General features: G+C 54.4%; 16 protein-coding genes and 1 pseudogene. 9 read left to right on the plus strand and 8 right to left on the minus strand.

Features of this window, described 5'->3' with window-relative positions; genetic code table 11:
• Nucleotides 1-49 precede the first annotated feature (49 nt).
• From ABC395_RS24760 to ABC395_RS24770, 3 genes are all read left to right on the plus strand, one after another.
• Nucleotides 50-844, plus strand: a complete 795-nt coding sequence (locus ABC395_RS24760; protein ID WP_413006379.1) for a class I SAM-dependent methyltransferase — start codon at nucleotides 50-52, stop codon at nucleotides 842-844.
• A gap of 326 nt (nucleotides 845-1,170) precedes the next feature.
• On the plus strand, nucleotides 1,171-1,632 hold the full coding sequence (locus tag ABC395_RS24765) for a MerR family transcriptional regulator (RefSeq protein WP_413006380.1): 462 nt from the start codon (nucleotides 1,171-1,173) through the stop codon (nucleotides 1,630-1,632).
• A gap of 54 nt (nucleotides 1,633-1,686) precedes the next feature.
• Nucleotides 1,687-2,865 (plus strand): MFS transporter, encoded by a 1,179-nt coding sequence (locus ABC395_RS24770; protein ID WP_103995646.1) that lies wholly within the window; start codon nucleotides 1,687-1,689, stop codon nucleotides 2,863-2,865.
• 176 nt (nucleotides 2,866-3,041) lie between these two features.
• On the opposite strand, the pseudogene ABC395_RS24775 reads toward ABC395_RS24770, so the two are convergent.
• The 3 genes and pseudogenes from ABC395_RS24775 to ABC395_RS24785 form a co-directional block, all read right to left on the minus strand.
• Nucleotides 3,042-4,656, minus strand: a pseudogene (locus ABC395_RS24775) (UDP-glucose--hexose-1-phosphate uridylyltransferase).
• Between the two features lie 50 nt (nucleotides 4,657-4,706).
• A complete protein-coding gene (gene galE, locus ABC395_RS24780; RefSeq protein ID WP_413006381.1) occupies nucleotides 4,707-5,699 on the minus strand; it encodes a UDP-glucose 4-epimerase GalE in 993 nt (330 codons plus the stop codon).
• Between the two features lie 86 nt (nucleotides 5,700-5,785).
• Complete coding sequence (locus ABC395_RS24785; RefSeq protein WP_413006382.1) at nucleotides 5,786-6,961, minus strand: galactokinase; 1,176 nt, start codon at nucleotides 6,959-6,961, stop codon at nucleotides 5,786-5,788.
• 308 nt (nucleotides 6,962-7,269) lie between these two features.
• Between ABC395_RS24785 and ABC395_RS24790 the strand changes: the two genes are divergently transcribed.
• From ABC395_RS24790 to ABC395_RS24815, 6 genes are read left to right on the plus strand one after another with little or no spacing between them, the layout of a single operon-like run.
• Nucleotides 7,270-8,136 (plus strand): helix-turn-helix transcriptional regulator, encoded by an 867-nt coding sequence (locus ABC395_RS24790; protein WP_413006383.1) that lies wholly within the window; start codon nucleotides 7,270-7,272, stop codon nucleotides 8,134-8,136.
• 41 nt (nucleotides 8,137-8,177) lie between these two features.
• Entirely contained in the window at nucleotides 8,178-8,954 is a 777-nt protein-coding gene (locus ABC395_RS24795; protein WP_413006384.1) for a prolipoprotein diacylglyceryl transferase, read from the plus strand.
• A 5-nt stretch (nucleotides 8,955-8,959) separates the two neighbouring features.
• A complete protein-coding gene (locus tag ABC395_RS24800; RefSeq protein WP_413006385.1) occupies nucleotides 8,960-10,372 on the plus strand; it encodes a radical SAM protein in 1,413 nt (470 codons plus the stop codon).
• The gene (locus tag ABC395_RS24805) at nucleotides 10,369-10,803 is read left to right on the plus strand and encodes a hypothetical protein (RefSeq protein WP_413006386.1); all 435 of its coding nucleotides are present in this window, start codon (nucleotides 10,369-10,371) and stop codon (nucleotides 10,801-10,803) included. The genes ABC395_RS24800 and ABC395_RS24805 overlap by 4 nt, the downstream gene beginning before the upstream one ends.
• A gap of 50 nt (nucleotides 10,804-10,853) precedes the next feature.
• Complete coding sequence (locus ABC395_RS24810) at nucleotides 10,854-11,762, plus strand: hypothetical protein (RefSeq protein WP_413006387.1); 909 nt, start codon at nucleotides 10,854-10,856, stop codon at nucleotides 11,760-11,762.
• Nucleotide 11,763: 1 nt separating this feature from the next.
• Nucleotides 11,764-12,372 carry a hypothetical protein gene (locus tag ABC395_RS24815; RefSeq protein ID WP_413006388.1) on the plus strand — a complete coding sequence of 203 codons (609 nt, stop codon included), beginning with the start codon at nucleotides 11,764-11,766 and terminating at the stop codon, nucleotides 12,370-12,372.
• Nucleotides 12,373-12,508: 136 nt separating this feature from the next.
• On the opposite strand, the gene ABC395_RS24820 is transcribed toward ABC395_RS24815, so the two are convergent.
• The 5 genes from ABC395_RS24820 to ilvA all read right to left on the minus strand — a co-directional run bounded on the left by ABC395_RS24820 (nucleotide 12,509) and on the right by ilvA (nucleotide 18,774).
• Complete coding sequence (locus ABC395_RS24820; protein ID WP_009675785.1) at nucleotides 12,509-13,468, minus strand: ABC transporter permease; 960 nt, start codon at nucleotides 13,466-13,468, stop codon at nucleotides 12,509-12,511.
• Nucleotides 13,469-14,548 (minus strand): ABC transporter permease, encoded by a 1,080-nt coding sequence (locus ABC395_RS24825; protein ID WP_413006389.1) that lies wholly within the window; start codon nucleotides 14,546-14,548, stop codon nucleotides 13,469-13,471. It lies immediately after the preceding gene.
• Nucleotides 14,541-16,079 (minus strand): ABC transporter ATP-binding protein, encoded by a 1,539-nt coding sequence (locus ABC395_RS24830; protein ID WP_413006390.1) that lies wholly within the window; start codon nucleotides 16,077-16,079, stop codon nucleotides 14,541-14,543. The genes ABC395_RS24825 and ABC395_RS24830 overlap by 8 nt, the downstream gene beginning before the upstream one ends.
• A gap of 149 nt (nucleotides 16,080-16,228) precedes the next feature.
• Nucleotides 16,229-17,269 (minus strand): BMP family ABC transporter substrate-binding protein, encoded by a 1,041-nt coding sequence (locus ABC395_RS24835; RefSeq protein WP_103995635.1) that lies wholly within the window; start codon nucleotides 17,267-17,269, stop codon nucleotides 16,229-16,231.
• 248 nt (nucleotides 17,270-17,517) lie between these two features.
• Complete coding sequence (gene ilvA / locus ABC395_RS24840; RefSeq protein WP_413006391.1) at nucleotides 17,518-18,774, minus strand: threonine ammonia-lyase IlvA; 1,257 nt, start codon at nucleotides 18,772-18,774, stop codon at nucleotides 17,518-17,520.
• Between the last annotated feature and the right edge of the window lie 24 nt (nucleotides 18,775-18,798).

Genomic DNA, 18,798 nt, shown 5'->3' on the forward strand with positions numbered 1-18,798 from the left:
ATGATTTTATTATATGATGAATGATTGTGGAACAAAAGGAGGAATCCCCGTGCAAAAACAATTCAGCGAACACAACCAGTCGGCCTGGAACCAGCACGCTTACGAGGCTTGGCTGAACCGGTTCGGAACCCCTGCGGAAGCAGCTGCGCTTATCAGCCGGAATCCGGAGGGAGCCGTGCGGTCTTTCAGCCGTTTTCTCGGGGATCTCAGCGGAATTAAAGCCGTTAATCTGCTCGGCTCCCACGGCAGCAAAGCCGCAGCGCTAGGCATGCTGGGTGCCCGCGAAGTAACGGTTGTAGATATCGCGGCGGAAAACGCCAAATACGGGACGGAGCTGGCGGAGGCTGCGGGAGTGCGTGTCCGTTACGTCGTCTCCGATGTGCTGGAGCTTCCCGAGGAAGAGCTGACCGGCGATTATGGTCTCGCGCTAATGGAGTTCGGCATTCTTCATTATTTCTTGGAACTGAAACCGCTATTCGATGTAGTGGTCAGGCTCCTCGCTTCCGGCGGACGGCTGATCCTGCAGGATTTTCATCCCGTTACGACCAAATTGATTTCTTCACGAGGTTCGACCGCCAAGGTCCGGAAGCACAAAGTAACCGGCGATTATTTCGATACCTCTATAGAAGAGACGGATGTCGCTTACTCCAAATTCCTGCAGGGGCAGGATGAGTCGGCCTTAATTAAAGTCCGGCACCGTAAATGGACGCTGGGGGAAATCGTTACAGCCGCCGCCTCGTCGGGATTATTTATCGAAATTCTGGAGGAAGAGCCCAACCGGTCTTCGGATATTTACGACAAAGGTATTCCTAAATCGTTCACGCTCGTGGCTAAAAAACTCTAGCCGCATGTAATTCCGCCATGGAGAGCGCATCCGGATTTACAGTGCGAAATAGACAGCATGTATTAAGGATAGCTTATCGCAATAAAACCGGAACCGCCCCAACAATAGTTGTGGCGGTTTTTGCCGTTTCGCAAAGCTGAACCATTTGGTTAGAAGACCCGGGAAACGATATACTTATAGAAGAATGTTAATGGACATGGCTCTCCGTTATTAAGGGGCCGGTTCAAAAAGGTATACTGCAAATTGATCTATGGGGAAATAAAGTTAACGTTGACGTTAACGTTAATTAGGAGTAATCTTGATATTAGCGACTGGGAGTGGTAAACATGACACGGTTAAAAATTGATGATGTCGCCAAGGAGACGGGATTGACCAAGCGTACGATCCGGTATTATGAAGAGATCGGCCTTCTGGAGCCGCCTACGCGCAGTGATGGAGGCGTAAGGCTGTACACTCAGGAAAACGTGGACCGTCTGAAGAAAGTGCTGCTGGCCCGCGAAGTGCTCGGCTTTTCTTTGCAGGAGCTGCAGCATTTCCTGACGATCGATACGCTGCTCGCTTCCTACCGCGAAGGTTCGGACGGCTACGCCGTAGAGCTTAAGAAACAGGAGGAGCTAAAGCGCGTAGCGGACGGGCTCGCCGAACAGGTGGACATGCTCGATCTCAAGATTCATAAGATGGAGGCGTTCCGCAAAGATATGGAAGACCTGCTCTCCAAGGTGCGTGAAGCGATCGGCCAGCCTCAAACGGCGGCATCCTCCGGTAAGACTCCGTCTTCCGGACAATAGACGTGCTCGTGGCACCCACTTCCGGCCAGACTTGTGCGAGGGGTGCATATTTGTATGGATCAGGGAATAAAAAAGCAAACACGCGCACGTTATGTCACGGTGTTTGCAACTTTTCTTGCTTTTATGGGAATCGGGGTCGTCGATCCGATTCTCCCGATTATAGCCGAAAAAATCGGCGCGAATCCCGCGCAGATCGAGCTGCTTTTTACCGCTTATATCCTTACCATGGCGATTATGATGATTCCGTCCGGACTTGCGGCAACCCGCTTCGGCGATAAAAAAATGATGGTTGCCGGTCTCGCCGTCGTGACCGTCTTCGCTTTTCTGTGCGGCGCGTCCGGCGGCATTACCGAGCTCGCTTTGTTCCGGGCAGGATGGGGCTTCGGGAACTCCATGTTCTTCGCCACCGCGATGACTCTGCTCATTGCCTTGACGCCTTCGGCCAATACTGCCGTCGGCATGTACGAAGCCGCGATCGGTCTCGGAATGGCGGGCGGACCGCTTGTCGGCGGACTGCTCGGCGGAATTTCCTGGCGGCTGCCGTTCATCGCGACAGGCTGTTTCGTTCTTATCGCGTTCCTGCTGGTGCTGTTCATGATTAAGGAACCGGAGAAAAAATCCGTCCGCAAAGCGGCGGGACTCAAGGAGCTTATGCACTTGGCAACCCATAAGCCGTTCCTGCGCGTGGCGGGCTCCTCTATGTTCTATTATTACGGATTTTTCGTCGTTCTAGCTTATTCGCCACTCATGCTCCATATGTCGGCTATCCAGCTCGGCCTTGTCTTCTTCGGCTGGGGCCTCATGCTTGCTTACGGTTCCGCGAAATTGGCTCACACTCTGGAAGAACGCTACAAACCTTCGCAAATCATTCCGTGGAGCCTTGGAGCGTTCTGCCTCATCCTGCTGCTGCTGTTCCTGGTTCACACGCTGTGGCTGCAAATTCTGCTGATTGTCGTCATCGGCTTGTTCTGCGGATTGAACAATGCTTTGTTCACAAGCCATGTAATGGAGGTTTCTCCGTTTGAACGGAGCGTAACGTCCGGCGCCTACAATTTCGTGCGCTGGATGGGGGCGGCCATCGCTCCGGTGTTATCGGGCTACATCGCCCACCACCTGTCGGCTCAGCTGCCTTTTGCAGTAGCGGCCGGCCTGGCGCTCGTCGCGGTTATTGCGATGTCCGTCTGGCGCAGCCGTCCGGCCAAAGCCGGGGCAAGCGGGCCTCAGGCCGGATAGGCGTTTCCGGCGGAGCGGCGCTTCCGGCGGCGCTTTCGGGCGGCGCTTTCGGGCGGCGCTTTCGGGCGGCGCTTTCGGGCGGCGCTTTCGGGCGGCGCTTTCGGGCGGCGCTTTCGGGCGGCGCATAAAAAAGCCTTTCGTTCCTCCTAAGTGGGAGGACGAAAGGCTTTTTTGGCCTATTCGGCGGGTACGTAGCCGAGGCTGCCCAGGAAGCGGTCGAATGCCGCCTGACCGGCATCGGTCCGCTTGAACACGCCGGCATCTTCAAGCACCCGCTTGAATTTGCCGCCGATTTCCCGCTGCAGGAGTTCATGCGCCTCCGGCAGGGAAAGGGCCGTGCCGCTTGCGGCGACAAGCTCGCCGATCCACGCGGCATGCTTCTCCAGCGGATGGCCCGACTCCAGGCCGTCCGCACCGTTCCACGCGGAATCTCCGGTAAGGAACCCGGCGATTCCGCTGATTTCTTCCTGGAGACGGCCAGGAAGAACGGCCAGACCCATCACCTCAATCAAGCCGATGTTCTCCTTCTTGATGTGGTGAAGGTTGCGGTGCGGATGGAAGATGCCATCCGGATGCTCTTCGCTCGTGCGGTTGTTGCGGAGCACGAGGTCCAGTTCGTACTGCCCGGAGGCATTGAACCGGGCGATCGGGGTGACGGTGTTATGGGGAACCCGTACACCGTCCGCCGTTTCCGTGAACGCCGCGATGTCGGCCGACGGGTCGCTGTAGGCGCGCCATGCGGCAAGCAGTTCGTCGGCGGCACGGAGAACATCCTCGCGGCCGCTTCCCGCGAGCCGCAGGACCGACATCGGCCACCGGACGATTCCGACCGAGACGCCGGGGTTCGTGCCGGAAGCGAACGCTCTCTCGACGGGAGCGAGACTCCATCGGAAATTTATGATTTCCCCCTTGAAAATGATCGTGGCTCAGAATCGACCCGCCGACAATCGGCAGATCCGCATTTGAACCCACAAAATAATGCGGAATCTGTTCGATAAAGTCAAAGAGCCTGCGGAAAGTCCGTTCCGATATTTTCATCGGGACGTGCTTTTCGTTTAAAACGATGCAATGCTCGTTGTAGTAGACATAGGGAGAGTATTGAAAGTACCAGGCTTCCCCGTCAATCGTAAGCGGAAGAATGCGCAGGTTCTGCCTGGCTGGATGATCCAGCCTGCCCGCATAGCCTACATTGTCCACGCACAGGAGACATTGGGGATATCCGCTCTGATTGAGCGTCCGCAGAAGGGCGATCTCCTTCGGATCTTTCTCGGGCTTGGACAAATTGACGGTAATCTCAAGATCTCCGTATTCCGTCGGAGCCGGCCAATACCCGTTCTTACGTATCCGGTCCATACGAATGTAATTGCTGTTTATGCAAAGCTCGTAAAACCAGTCCGTCGCTCTCCCTACTCCGTCTTTCCTGGTGATTTCCCCGAACTGCCGGGCAACCTCGGACGGTCTCGGCATCAGAAGTCCCATCAAACGGGCGTCGAGTAGATCCCGGCAAGTGGTCGTATCCGCTTCAAGACGTCCGCGGGTATAGGCGTAGTCGAGTAAAATTCCGAGCATTTCTCCGGGCTCCGCGGCCGCCTCTTCGTCTTGCGCGTCTGTCTCCGCGCCTTGATACGGCTCTGGCAGACCCAGCGCGTCCAAAAGCGCGTTCCTCGCCGCGCATACATCCAAGGCTCCGATCATCCCCTTCGCGAGGGCAAACGACACCAGTCGTTCGACGGCAAGCGCTGCTTGATCAGCCTGATTTTGTGCTTTTTCCCGTTCCAAGTCCGTATTCATCGCTTCACTCACTCCTTACGCCGGCAGGCAGGTAAACTCCAGATGTTAGGTTACTTCTCGTCCGCGTATCCGTCCGGATGCGCTTGATGCCAAGCCCAGGCACTGGCGATGATCGCCTGGAGATTGTCCCGCTTTGGCTTCCAGCCCAATTCCTGGCGGGCGCGTTCGGAAGAGGCGATAAGAACCGCGGGATCTCCGGCACGGCGGGCTTCGACAACGGCAGGAATCGGATGACCCGTCACCTCGCGGGCGATATCGATCACTTCTTTTACCGAAAATCCGTTGCCGCTTCCGAGATTGTAAACGCCGCTCTCTCCGCCCTGCCGCAGCTTCTCTACGGCAAGAACATGAGCGTCCGCCAGGTCGCTTACGTGAATGTAATCGCGGATGCAGGTTCCGTCAGGCGTCGCATAATCTTCTCCGAAGACGGAGATGTGGCTCCGCTGTCCGAGCGCCACCTGAAGGATAAGCGGTACCAGATGTGTTTCCGGCTGGTGATCTTCCCCGATCCGCCCGCTTTCATGTGCCCCCGCCGCGTTGAAATAGCGCAGCGAAACGGACTTGATTCCGTGAGCGTGATCGAACCATTTGATCATTTTCTCCATAGACAGCTTGGTTTCACCGTAGGCGTTCGTCGGCTCCGTCCGGTCGGTTTCCAGGATCGGCGTGTTTTCGGGCTCGCCGTACGTGGCTGCCGTCGAAGAGAAAACGATTCGTTTCACGTCGAACTTTTTCATCTTTTCCAGCAGGCAGAGAGTTCCGTAAACGTTGTTGTGGTAATATTTCGCCGGATCGGTCATGCTTTCCCCGACCAGCGAGTTCGCCGCAAAATGGATAACGGCGTCGATTTCGTTTTCCCGGAATACCGAGTCCAGAAAAGCTTCGTCCCGCAGATCGCCTTCGTACAGCTTGCCGCCCAATACAGCACCGCGATGCCCTTGCTGGAGATTGTCGACGATCACAACCTCTTCTCCTCTATCCAGCAGTTCCGCTACGGCATGAGAACCGATGTATCCGGCTCCGCCTGTCACCATAATCGCCATTTTTTCCGCCTCCCGATCGTTGTTTTCTTTTCTATGGAAAAGAGCTCATCCGCTCATTGTATCCTCAAAACAGCCCGGCTTTCGGCCTAGCTTTGTATTCTGCCCACGCCGTCTCCGATGCTGCAAACGTAGAAATCGGCGGTGAGACCCGTTTGTTCTTTGTAGCTCGATCCGACCTGCTCGCGGAATGCTTCGATACTGTCTTCGTGCACGAGTGAGACGGTACAGCCTCCAAAGCCCGCACCCGTCATGCGCGATCCGAGAACTCCCGGAACGGCCAGCGCCGCCTCCACCATCACATCAAGCTCCCGGCACGTAACTTCGTAAAGATCGCGCAAAGATTCGTGGGAACCTGTCATCAGCTTGCCGAAAGCTTCCAGATCATTGGCTTTCAACACGTCTATCGATTTCAGCACACGGTCGATTTCTTCCACGACATGCCGTGCTCTCTTGCGGACGATGTCGTCCTTGATGGCCTCTTTGTTCGCCTCGAATTGCTCCAGACTGATTTGACCCAAAAGCGTCAGATCCGTAAAGCGGGTTTGCAGATCCCGGACGGCCTGCTCGCACTGGCTTCTGCGTTCGTTGTATGCCGAATCGACGAGGCCGCGGCGTTTATTCGTGTTGCCGATCACAAGCTTGTAACGGCCGCTTTGAAAAGGAACGAGTTCATATTCCAGGGTGTCGCACATCAGCAGAATCGCATGATCTTGGCGTCCGTTGGCAACGGCAAACTGGTCCATGATGCCGCAGTTTACGCCCATGAACTCGTTTTCCGCTTTCTGGGAAAGCAGCGCCAGCTCAACCCGGTCTACCGGGTATCCCTCCGCTTCCAGCAGTCCGTAACCCGTGACCACTTCGATAGAAGCCGAGGATGAAAGCCCGGCCCCGTTCGGAATCTCACCGTGATACAGCATGTCGTAACCGGACCGCGGGCCTTGACCTTTCTGCTGAAGCTGGGCGACGACGCCCTTCGGATAGTTCATCCAATCGTCTTCTTCCCGGTAAACAACATCGTCCAGGGAACAGGATCCTTTATGGGTGAAGTTGGTGGAAGCCATGCGAAGCAGACCTTCCTCATTTCTGCGCAAAAGAAGAGTGGTGCCGAAAGTCAGGGCAGCCGGAAAAACATAGCCCCCGTTGTAATCGGTATGTTCCCCGATCAGATTGACACGGCCGGGAGCATGGAAAACTGTGATATCGTCTTCCATACCTCCGTAAAGTTCGGTGAATTGTTTTTTGAGGAGTTTAAGATCGGCCATTTCGGCACCGCCTTTAGGTAGTTTCTTATTTAAGTTGATATTCTAACGGATTATCGCTTCATCTTTCTACCTTCAGTATAAGCCGGAACCACTCAAAGTCCTATGGAATGATGTAAGGTTCATATGGAAAAATGTGATGTCGGATTAAGCCCGAGATGGTAGGATAAAAGAAAAGCGGAGACGATACGGGCCGGGCATCCCTTGTAGAGGGCAGTGATATGCCGAGAAAAACATTAGATCTTACACTGCGCCCGCTTGCCCGCCCGTTTTCTGCATTTATTATCGCAAACAGGAGGACGTGAAGTCCAATGAAGCCCGAGCCTACTTACTATGTCGTATCCAATCCGGAGCCGCCGGAAGATTCGGCTCTCCATATACTCTTCTCCGGCGAAAGCCAGACCAAACCGCTTCACCGCCTGGGGCCGAAGGTGTACGATTACTACCTCATCCATACGGTTGTCTCCGGAAGGGGGCGCTTTACCGCAGCGGGCCGGGAGCGGCTTCTCGGTCCCGGTGACAGCTTCTGCATCGCGCCGGAGCAGCTCGTCGGCTATGAAGCCGACGAAGCCGACCCTTGGCGCTACTGCTGGCTCGCCCTCACCGGTGCGGATACGGCTGCCCGTGTGCGCGAAGCGGGCTTCACGCCGGAACAGCCGGTTATTCACACGGCGCAAGCGGGCAGCCGTGTGCCGGCGCTTTTCCGGCGCCTGCAGCGCGCGCTGAGGCATAAGAGCGGCACGGCCTCGCTTCGTGCGCTCGGGTATCTTCATCTGCTGCTTGCCGAATACGCCGATGCGGCGCGGCCGCCCCTACCCGAGCCGGGCAAGGCCCATTCCGGCTCCCGGGCGGAGGTGACGGTGCAGCAGATGCTGCATTACTTGTCCGCGCAGTATGCCGAGGACATCTCGATCGAGTCCATGGCGGAGGCGCTCGGCTACAACCGGGCTTACCTGTCCCGGCTGTTCAAGGAGCATACCGGCCAGACGCCGGTGACTTTCCTGTCCAAGCTCCGTGTCGATAAAGCCCGGCAGCTTCTGCGGGAGCGGCTGGAGCTGACGATCGAGCAGATTGCTTTTTCCGTTGGATTCCGTGATCCGCTTTACTTCTCCAAACAGTTCCGGAGATGGTACGGCCTCTCCCCTACGGAATACCGCAGCGATATGACACGCATGTAACGTGTGGTATAATTTACCTTAACTTTAGCGGGGAGGAACTCATGACTTTTCCAGTGTTTATTGACCTCGGATTTATCCGGCTGCATCCCCATCTTTTTTTTGAAGCGCTTGCATACTTTTTCGGATTCCGGCTTTATCTCTATACCCGAAGCAAGGAAAAACTCCAGCCAAGCCAAGCTCTCTGGATTCTAGTCGCTGCCACGCTCGGTGCCGCCGCCGGTTCGAAAATGCTTTACTGGCTGGAGGACCCCGCTATGACCCTGGAGCGCTGGAACGACATGTCGTATCTGATGGAAGGCAAAACCATAGTCGGAGGACTTCTTGGAGGGCTGATCGGCGTGGAATGGACCAAAAAAAGAATCGGGCACACCCGTTCCACGGGCGACGATATGGCACTCCCGCTCATTACGGGGATGATGATCGGACGGATCGGCTGTTTTCTGACCGGTCTGGATGACCATACCTACGGGACTCCGACAAGCTGGGTAACAGGTGTGGATTTTGGCGATGGAATCCTCCGTCATCCGACTCAGCTTTACGAGATCGCCTTCCTGCTTCTTCTCGGCCTCGTTATCGTCCTGCTGAAAATCCGGTCCCGACAAGGATCTATTCACCTGCCGGACGGGATGTCGTTCATTATTTTCATGGGAGGCTATCTGCTTTTCCGCCTGCTGATCGATTTTATAAAACCGACTCCCCACCCTTATGCGGGACTGAACAACATTCAGCTCGCCTGCCTGGCGGGCCTGGTCTATTACACCCTGCTTCTGCGGCGTAAGCTTACTGCGAAACCTACCTTTATCGGGAAAGGAACCTGACCTCCATGCCTACCAAAAACCGTCCTTATCTGTTCTATGAGCTCACCAACAGCATATGCTCCCAATGTCTCCGCAAGGTGGAGGCGAAAGTCATTATCGAGGATGAGAACGTTTATCTGCTTAAATATTGCGGCCGCCACGGCCGGGAAAAGGTCCTCATCTCGGACGATGTGGAGTATTACAAGCGGTGCCGCGAATTTTTGAAACCGGCGGAAATGCCCCAACACTGGAACACCCCGATCCGTTACGGATGTCCGTACGATTGCGGGCTGTGCCCGGATCATGAGCAGCACAGCTGCCTGACGCTTCTCGAAATTACGGACAAATGCAATCTGCAGTGTCCCATCTGCTACGCCGAATCTTCTCCGAAACGGGAGACCTGGCGCTCTCTGGAGCAGATCGAAACCATGCTTAACGCTATCGTACGCAACGAAGAAGAGCCGGATATCGTGCAGATAAGCGGCGGCGAGCCGACGATCCATCCCCAGTTTTTTGAGATTCTCGATCTCGCCAAAACAAAACCCATTAAACACCTTATGGTGAATACCAACGGGCTGAGAATCGCCCAGGACCGGGAGTTCGTGCGGAGGCTGGCCGGCTATATGCCCGGGTTCGAGCTGTATCTCCAGTTTGACAGCTTTGAGGAAGAGGCCCTCCGCGAGCTGCGCGGGGCTGACCTGCGTGATGTGCGCCGGCGGGCGATCGAACATCTCAACGAATTCAACATCTCGACCACCCTCGTGGTGACGCTGAAAAAAGGGCTCAACGACTCCGAGGTCGGCGATATTATCCGTTACGGGCTGCAGCAGCGCGCGGTCCGGGGCGTCACGTTCCAGCCGGTTCAAGTGGCCGGCCGCACGGAGGCGTTCGATCCGGCCAAAGACCGGCTGACACTCAGCGAAGTGCGCCGGATGATTATCGAGCAATCCGGCATTTTTCAGCCGGAAGATATCATCCCGGTTCCATGTCACCCGGACTGCCTCGCCATGGGGTATGCTTTGAAGCTGGGAGGGCAGGCCGTACCTCTGACCGGAATGATCGATCCTCAGATTTTGCTGGAAGGCGGGCGCAATACGATCGTATTCGAGCAGGATCAGACGTTAAAGGATCAAGTCTTCGACCTATTCTCGACCGCTCATTCTCCCGAATCGTCGGCGCTTTCTCTTAAAAATCTGCTCTGCTGTCTGCCCTCGGTCGCCGTACCGGAGCATATCGGGTATGACAATGTGTTCCGCGTGCTGATTATGCAGTTCCTGGATCCCTACAATTTCGATGTCCGTTCCGTAAAAAAATCATGTGTGCATATCGCGCATCCCGACGGAAGAATCATTCCCTTCGACACATACAATTTATTTTACCGTGACGGCCGGGAAGCACTGTTGGAGGAGCTGCGCGCGGAGACAGGAGGTCTTGCATGAGCGATTATAAAAACGATCCGATTGGGAGCGGCATGCAGCCCGAGGCGGGAACTTCATCCGAATCCGGAAAGGAAAAAGAAACGGAGTCCACACCGGACGTAGAACCTGGAGATCACGCAGCGGGTATGGACATCGAACAGGCATCCTCTTCACCCTCTCCCGATCAGGACGGGTCCGGAAGGCCTCGTCGTCCGTGGAACGGACTGGATGTCTGGAAAGGAATCGGCTGGGTGGCGCTCGGCCATCTCCTATGGCTCTTTGCCCTTCCGATGTTCTTTGGGATCGGCATCGTACAGATGATCTATGTATTACCGCTTCTCCTTATTTACAGCAAACGGACAGCCGTCGTTCAAGGAATCCTTATAGGAGCGGGTATCACGTTCCTTTTGAATGCCGCTTGTTTCGGTTATGTCCTGATTAATTTCGGCTAGATCTTCTGTCGGAAGCGAGGAGCAGAATATGCCGGAACGGAGGCTGTTCGTTGAAAAAAAGTCCGTTGGTCGCAGTCTTTCTTCTGGCCTTGGCCAGCTGGGTCGGGAACCTGTGGGTTTATGAAAAGAATCAGCTGCCGGAGCCTGTTTTCCTCTCCCATTTTATCGATCTCCCCCTTGAACGGGGTACCAGCTTTAAACTCTCCTTCCTGGAGAATCACCGGGGTCTTCACATTGTGTACGTAGAAGTTCCGGAGCTTCCCCATGCTTCCGTCGATTTTTTAAATAAAAACCGGTATACCTATCAAAATTATCAATCGGTTCTGATCTCTCTGGAACAGCAGATTCAGGAAACAGACCCGCCTGCTGCCCCTGTGCAAATCAAGCAGGTTCGCGCTTGGTTCAATGACGGAAGTTCCCGCATGCTCGATATCGGTCACGTTACCCTTACCCCGCCGGCTAAAAACACCGTCGATCGCTCCTTGTTCGAATTTTCAAGCGGCGGAACTTCCAATCAGAATGCCGGATATACTCTTGTGACGACCAAAGAAGACTTGATACTGACAGGGGTGGAGTCCTCTTACACGGATGTCAGCTCCCCCCGCCTGAAACTGTATCTCGATACACTCTCTTTGGAACAGGAACCCGGTTACCGGACCTCTCTCCGACCAGGAGACAAGGTTGAAGCGGAAGGGCTCCCGGTCGAAGACATTTCATTTCCTTTAGCCGTAAAAAAGGGAAACTACGTACGCTTGTCTTACCGGATCGAAGACACGGAAACTGAACCACCGGAGTCTAAAGCGGCCGAAGCATATAACCGGATCGAAAAAGCCATCCGGCTCAAAGCGCAAACTTCTGACGGCTTTAAAGACGACATGACCGGATTCATAAATTATGAATCGGATTTAAGGGCTTCAAGCATCCGAACGATCGTTCAAGCCAGAAGGGAGCTGCCTTAAGTTGAACCGCTTTTATGTCCGGATCTCATGGGGATTGACCCTCGTTTTTCTCCATTTTCGTATTCAAGCCGTGGATTTGCTTCCCGATTTCATCGGATTTTGGATGGCCGCTTCCGCACTCGGCGGGCTGGGAAAACAGGAGCAGGCGTTCCGGGTGGCGCGCCTGCTCGCTATTGCACTTATCTTTGTGTCACTGCCTAATGTAATCAATGTGGGCGAAGCCCCGGTAACGGACGAGGCATTTTCTTTCTTCCGGTTCTCGCATGGACTGCTCTACTCCGCTTTTTTGCTCGTCTTCATCTATTATCTGTGTACGGGCATTATCTCAGCGGCTAAAAGAAACAGCTTGCCCGAGCTGGCACTGAGTGCCCACATCCGCAGATCCGTTTTTTTGGCGGTTACGGGGGCCACGCTTATTCTGAGTCCGCTGGCGTTAAATATGCCGGAAACCTGGCAGTATCTTCTGATTATGTTAGGTATAATCGGATTTTTGTCAGGAATATCCATTATTCTGCTTCTTCGTAGGGCAGGCCATCAGCTGAGCCCCCCGGTACCAGCCCCTGATACACGAGAGAGCATACAAATCAGCGGCGAAGACAGAAATACGTAAAACGGGGACTGCTTCTAATTGGCCGGCCAAGTCGGCCCCAGCACAACCGCTTCCGCTGCCCTTACCCGCAGGAAACTAAAAAAGCTGCTTTCCTTTGAAAAGGAAAGCAGCTTTTGCTTCGTTGATCCCGCAAGGCTTAACGCTTGCCCGGATCGTAAGGTTCGCCGAGGGCGGCAGGCGGATAAGCACGACCGACCGCACCTGCAAGTACCAGAATGGTCAAGACATACGGGAGCATAAAGATAAACTCCTGCGGGATGCTCTGGGACCATTCGAACAACTGCACATAGTTCCGGATCGCCTGGGAAAGACCGAAGAAGACGGCCGCTCCAAGCGCTCCTACCGGGTGCCATTTACCGAAGATCATCGCCGCCAGGGCGATATAGCCTTGGCCGGAGATGGTGTTGTGCGAAAAGTTGCTTGTCGTCGTCAGGGCGATCGTGGCTCCGCCCAGTCCGGCGAAAGCTCCGCTCAGCATAACGCCGATATACCGCATGCGGCGAACGTTGACACCGACGGTGTCAGCCGCGCTCGGGTGCTCCCCGACGGAACGGAGGCGCAGGCCGAACGGCGTTTTGAACAGCACATAATACGATACGGCTACAAGAATCAGCGCGATATAGGTGGTCGGATAGGCCGTAAAGATACCGTAACCGAGTACCGGAATCTGCGAGAGACCCGGGATCGCCCATTTGCTGAATACTTCCGTCAGCGTTTCCGTTTGACCGGCACCTTCGAAAAGAAGCTTGACGAGGTATACCGTTACGCCCGCAGCCAGGAAGTTGATGACCACACCGCTGATGACCTGGTCCGATTTGAACGTGATGGTCGCAACGGCATGGATAAGTGAAAAGAGAACCCCGAATACGAGCGCCGCCAGAAGTCCGATCCAGGGGGACATGCTGCCCATGCCGGCTTCCTGTGCGTAGAACGTGCTGACCGCCGCGGCGAACGCGCCGGATACCATCAAGCCTTCCAGTCCGATGTTGGTGACCCCGGAACGCTCCGAGAATATACCGCCCAGGGCCGCAAATATGAGCGCCGTCGAGAACACCAGCGTTGTATTGATCAGCTGACCCAAAATATCCAAACTCATCTAGACCACCTTCTCTTTCTTACGCTTGAAATAGAGAGGGGCAATCACCCAGCGCACGATGCCTTGTGCGGCTACGAAGAAAATGATCGAACCGATAACGATCCGGATCAACTCCGGCGGCACGTCGGCGCCAAAGCTCATTCCCGCGGATCCGTAAGTCAAGATACCGAACAGAGAAGCGGCAAGAAGTACGCCGAACGGATTCGTCAGTCCCAGCAGGGCAACCGCGATTCCGTCGAAACCGTAACCCGGCGACGCCGGCATAACGGTCTGGTAGTGGAACACGCCCAGCACCTCGAACACGCCGGCCAGGCCGGCAAACATTCCGCTGATAAACATGGCTTTGATGACGTTCTTGTTCACATTCATCCCCGCATATTCAGCGGCATTCGTGTTGTGGCCTACGGCACGGAGCTCGTACCCCTGCTTCGTCTTCCACAGGAAGAAGTAGAAGAACACGGCGGCAAGGATGGCAAAAAGCGTTCCCCAGTGCAGACGGGCGTTATCAAACATCGCTGACAGCCAGCCCAAGCTGACCGAAGCCGTCGGCTCAATGTCGACGGAACGCTGCTGCCCTTTCAGAAGCAGGAAATGGTTAACCGTGTAGTTCGCCAGATAAAGGGCGATCCAGTTGAGCATGATCGTGGTGATAACTTCGTTCACGCCGCGCTTCGCTTTCAGATAGCCGGCGATCGCCGCCCATAGTCCGCCGAGAACGGCGCCCACGATAATGGCAAGCGGCGCATGAATGATGGCGGGCAGACCGCCCAGCTTGATGCCGACGAAGGAAGCTCCCGTCATGCCGACGATAAATTGGCCCTCTCCTCCGATGTTAAACAAGCCCGCACGGAAAGCGAAAGCGACGGCAAGCCCCGTCAAAATGAGCGGGGTAATCTCACGGATCGTTTCGCCGAAATCGTACATATTCCCGAACACCCGCGAAAACAGCGAGGAGTATGCGGTTATGGGATTGTACCCGCCCGCCAGCATAACGATGGCGCCGAATACAAACCCGAGCACGATGGCCGCGAGAGGAATGATAGCGGAATCCCGCATAAAAAACTTCATGACTTTATTCATGGGTCACACCTTCCCGCTTCATACTGCCGGCCATCATCAGGCCAAGTTCCTGATCGTTCGTTTTTTCCGGCAGAACTTCCCCGACTATTTCCCCTTCGTAAATGACCGCGATCCGGTCCGATACGTTCAAAATCTCGTCCAGCTCGAAGGAGATCAGCAGAACCGCCTTACCCTGGTCGCGCTGGGCGATGAGCTGCTTATGCACGAATTCGATAGCGCCAACATCGAGGCCGCGGGTCGGCTGCGCCGCGATAAGCAGATCGGGATTCCGGTCGATCTCCCGGGCGATAATCGCCTTCTGCTGGTTCCCCCCGGAGAGAGAACGCGCTTTCGTATGAATGCTCGGCGTACGGACGTCGAACGCTTCAATCAGCCGTTCGGCTTGTTTATCGATCGCCTCGTAATTCAGAAAACCGCCGCGGTTAAAAGCGGGACGGTGGTACGTCTGGAGAACCATGTTCTCACTCATGGAAAAATCAAGAACAAGCCCGTGTTTATGCCGGTCTTCGGGAATATGGGACACGCCCGCTTCCGAAATATGACGCGGTGAGCGGTTGACGATTTCCTTGTCCAGCAGCTTGATCGATCCGCTGTCCACTTTGCGCAGACCGGTCAGCGCTTCGATCAGCTCGCTTTGCCCGTTGCCGTCCACACCGGCGATTCCGAGAATTTCCCCGGCTTTCACGTCGAAGGACAAGTCGTTCAGAACAGGCAGCCCGTCGTGCGATTTCGCCTTAAGACTGCGTACCTGCAGGACAGGACCTTTCGGCTGCGCCGGCTTCTTGTCGACTTTGAAAGAGACGCTCCGGCCGACCATTTTCTCAGCCAGCTCGCGTGTCGTCGTCTCGGATGTTTTGACGGTATCGATCACTTTACCTCTGCGGATGATCGTAACCGTATCGGAAATTTGCATAATTTCCTTGAGTTTATGCGTAATGAGGATGATAGACTTGCCCTCGGCAACGAGACGTTTCATGATATCCATCAGCTCGGTAATTTCCTGGGGAGTCAGAACCGCTGTCGGTTCATCGAAAATAAGGATGTCAGCACCGCGATAAAGCGTCTTCACGATTTCGACACGCTGCTGCATGCCGACGGAAATATCTTGTATTTTAGCATGGGGGTTTACTTGAAGGCCGTACTGTTCGGAAAGCTTTTTGACTTGTTCGGCTGCGGATTTGTAATCAATGTTCATGCCTTTCTTCGGTTCCATTCCCAAGATGATGTTCTCGGTAACGGTAAACGGCTGAACCAGTTTAAAATGCTGATGCACCATCCCGATTCCAAGCTCGATCGCCTTGTTGGGGCTGTCGATCAGAACCGGCTGGCCATTGACTTCGATACCGCCTTCATCCGGCTGGTACAAGCCGAAAACAATATTCATCAAGGTCGATTTACCCGCACCGTTCTCTCCAAGGAGGGCGTGAATCTCCCCTTTTTGCAGCTTAAGAGAGATGGAATCGTTTGCGACAATCCCGGGAAAACGCTTTGTGATTTGCTTCAACTCAACGACAGGGGTCGCTGCACTCATGAAATCACCCTTACTAAGGTTATTGGTAGAAGGTCTGGAAAGTAAGAACAAGGCCAGTTATGCAACCAGCCTTGTTGTATGCTCCATCATAAAACGTACATAAACACGCGTCATGGTACATGGTAAAAAGGGTGCAGCCTAAACGAAATCTATTGCTCAGGTACTTTGATTTCGCCTTTGATAATTTTCTCTTTATACTCGTCCGCAAGCTTCAGTACATCCGCAGGAACGTTCTTGCTGGAAGTGGAAGCAAGGCCTACGCCGTTGTCTTTCAGACCAAGCGTTACAGGAGCGCCCGGCTTGAAGTTGCCGTCAACAACCATTTTGGAGTACTTCGTTACGGCTTCTTCAACGCCTTTAACCATGGAAGTCAGAGTTACTTGATCGCCGAACTCCAGGGATTGGTCTTTGTCTACGCCGATAACCCATACTTTTTTGCCTTGCTTGATGCGGTCGTTCGCTTCGTTGAATACACCGTTTCCTGTTGCTCCGGAGGAGTGGAAAATGATGTCCGCGCCGTCGTTGTACATAGTAGCGGCCGCCGCTTTGCCAAGGTCCGGCTTATCGAATGCGCCCGTGTAGTTGATCAGGACTTTAGCGTCCGGATTTACAGCCGCAACGCCCGCTTTGAAACCTGCTTCGAAACGTTTGATAACCGGAATGTCCATACCGCCGACAAAACCGATTTTATTGGATTTCGTCATTTTTGCAGCTACTACGCCGACCAGGAAAGAACCTTCGTTTTCGGCAAAAGTGATGGACTGAACGTTCGGAGCTTCCACCACGTTATCGATGATAGCGAAGTTAGCCGTCGGGTTTTGCTGAGCTACGGTTTTCATAGCGTCCGCGATAACGAAGCCGATGCCCCAAGTCAGGTTGTATTTACCTTGTACAAATTGATTCAGGTTCGGAACGTAATCGGAATCCGCTTTACTTTGCAGGTACTTTGTGGAGATGCCTGTGTCTTTCTTCAGCTTCTCAAGCGCTTCCCAAGCGGATTGGTTGAAGGACTTATCGTTTACGCCGCCAACGTCAGTTACCATGCCGATTTTAACATCGGACTTCTTCTCGCCGCCGGCCGCATTGCCGTCGCTAGGCGCTGCGCCGTTGTCGGCCTTCTTGCCGCAGCCTGCGAGTACAAGCGTGAATGCCAGCATCATGACCAGCGACAGCTTGAAAAATTTCTTCATAAAAGTAAAACCCCCTGTTTGGTTTTTGTAGCCTAATCCCTGCATCAATAGTATTGGATACGAATTGTAAAAATATGTCGAGAGGACTAGGTTAATTATACCGCGTAACCGATTATACATGTTGGGTAATCCAAAATCCACAACTAAATATACTGTGGTTAATTAAAATTTTTTGTCACCGAGAAAACGCTGCCAAGCCAGGCGGCTAAAGAGTCGCGCACCCCATAAGGGACGGCTCTTTTCAGCGGTTAAATCAGCAGATTAAACAGAGTGGGGTTGTTATTAATTTCGACATAATTAATATCTTTTTTGGATAATCTCGAGATGAGGCCTTCGTAATCATCCTTGTTTTTCAGCTCGATACCTACCAGGGCAGGCGCATTGTCCCGGTTGTTTTTTTTCATATACTCGAATCTCGTGATGTCGTCGGTCGGTCCAAGCACTTCTTCCAGAAATTCACGGAGCGCTCCGGCCCTCTGCGGGAAGTTGACAAGGAAGTAATGCTTGAGCCCTTCATAAATGAGAGAACGCTCCTTAATCTCCTGCATCCGGTCGATATCGTTGTTCCCGCCGCTGATCACACATACCACGTTTTTACCCACAATTTGGGTGCGGTAAGCATCCAGTGCCGCTACGGGCAAAGCTCCCGCGGGCTCGATGACGATGGCATTATTGTTGTACAGATCAAGAATCGTCGTGCATTCCTTGCCTTCCGGCACCAGCACGATATCATCCACCACGCGCCGGCAGATCTCGAAGGTCATTTCGCCTACCTGTTTGACCGCCGCCCCGTCGACGAACTTGTCCACCGTCTCCAGCGTCACGACCCGTCCCGCCTCCATGGAGCGCTGCATGCCTGCGGCTCCTTCCGGCTCCACGCCGATCACGGCGGTTTCCGGGGATACGGATTTGACGTAAGCGCCGACACCCGCGGCGAGTCCTCCGCCTCCGATGGAGGTGAAGATGAAGTCAGGCGACACCGGCATCTGATTCAGCACTTCCAGACCGACCGTTCCCTGGCCGGCAATCGTCCGCGGATCATCGAACGGGTGAATGAATACTTTATTCTCGCGTTCGCAGTAAATACGGGCCTGGGTGGACGAATCGTCGAACGTATCGCCGATCAGGACCACTTCCACGTAGGGGCCGCCGAACATTTTGACCTGGGAGATTTTCTGGCGCGGAGTCGTAGTCGGCATAAAAATTTTGCCCTCGATCCCCAGATGGTTGCAGGAATAGGCGAATCCCTGGGCATGATTGCCCGCGCTGGCGCATACGACGCCCCGGCTCCGTTCCTCCTCCGTCAAACTTTGAATGACGTTGTAGGCACCCCGTATTTTAAAAGAGCGGACGACCTGAAGGTCCTCCCTTTTCAAATAAATATTGCAGTCGTACTGCCTGGACAGAAGCTCGCTGCGCTGAAGCGGCGAAGGCTCGATCACCCGGCTTAGCGCATGGTTGGCGCGTATGATTTCTTCAACTGTGACAGTGCTCGGATTGCTCAAGACAGGACTTCCTTTCCGATGTGA

Source organism: Paenibacillus canaveralius (assembly GCF_047238265.1).
Taxonomy (GTDB): Bacteria; Bacillota; Bacilli; order Paenibacillales; family NBRC-103111; genus Paenibacillus_F.

Excerpts from the sequence above, each read along its gene's own strand:
- ABC395_RS24765 (WP_413006380.1), top strand. The coding sequence starts at position 1,171 with ATGACACGGTTAAAAATTGATGATGTCGCCAAGGAGACGGGATTGACC.
- ABC395_RS24770 (WP_103995646.1), top strand. The coding sequence starts at position 1,687 with ATGGATCAGGGAATAAAAAAGCAAACACGCGCACGTTATGTCACGGTG.
- galE (WP_413006381.1), bottom strand. The coding sequence starts at position 5,699 with ATGGCGATTATGGTGACAGGCGGAGCCGGATACATCGGTTCTCATGCC.
- ABC395_RS24785 (WP_413006382.1), bottom strand. The coding sequence starts at position 6,961 with ATGGCCGATCTTAAACTCCTCAAAAAACAATTCACCGAACTTTACGGA.
- ABC395_RS24790 (WP_413006383.1), top strand. The coding sequence starts at position 7,270 with ATGAAGCCCGAGCCTACTTACTATGTCGTATCCAATCCGGAGCCGCCG.
- ABC395_RS24795 (WP_413006384.1), top strand. The coding sequence starts at position 8,178 with ATGACTTTTCCAGTGTTTATTGACCTCGGATTTATCCGGCTGCATCCC.
- ABC395_RS24800 (WP_413006385.1), top strand. The coding sequence starts at position 8,960 with ATGCCTACCAAAAACCGTCCTTATCTGTTCTATGAGCTCACCAACAGC.
- ABC395_RS24805 (WP_413006386.1), top strand. The coding sequence starts at position 10,369 with ATGAGCGATTATAAAAACGATCCGATTGGGAGCGGCATGCAGCCCGAG.
- ABC395_RS24820 (WP_009675785.1), bottom strand. The coding sequence starts at position 13,468 with ATGAGTTTGGATATTTTGGGTCAGCTGATCAATACAACGCTGGTGTTC.
- ABC395_RS24825 (WP_413006389.1), bottom strand. The coding sequence starts at position 14,548 with ATGAATAAAGTCATGAAGTTTTTTATGCGGGATTCCGCTATCATTCCT.
- ABC395_RS24830 (WP_413006390.1), bottom strand. The coding sequence starts at position 16,079 with ATGAGTGCAGCGACCCCTGTCGTTGAGTTGAAGCAAATCACAAAGCGT.
- ABC395_RS24835 (WP_103995635.1), bottom strand. The coding sequence starts at position 17,269 with ATGAAGAAATTTTTCAAGCTGTCGCTGGTCATGATGCTGGCATTCACG.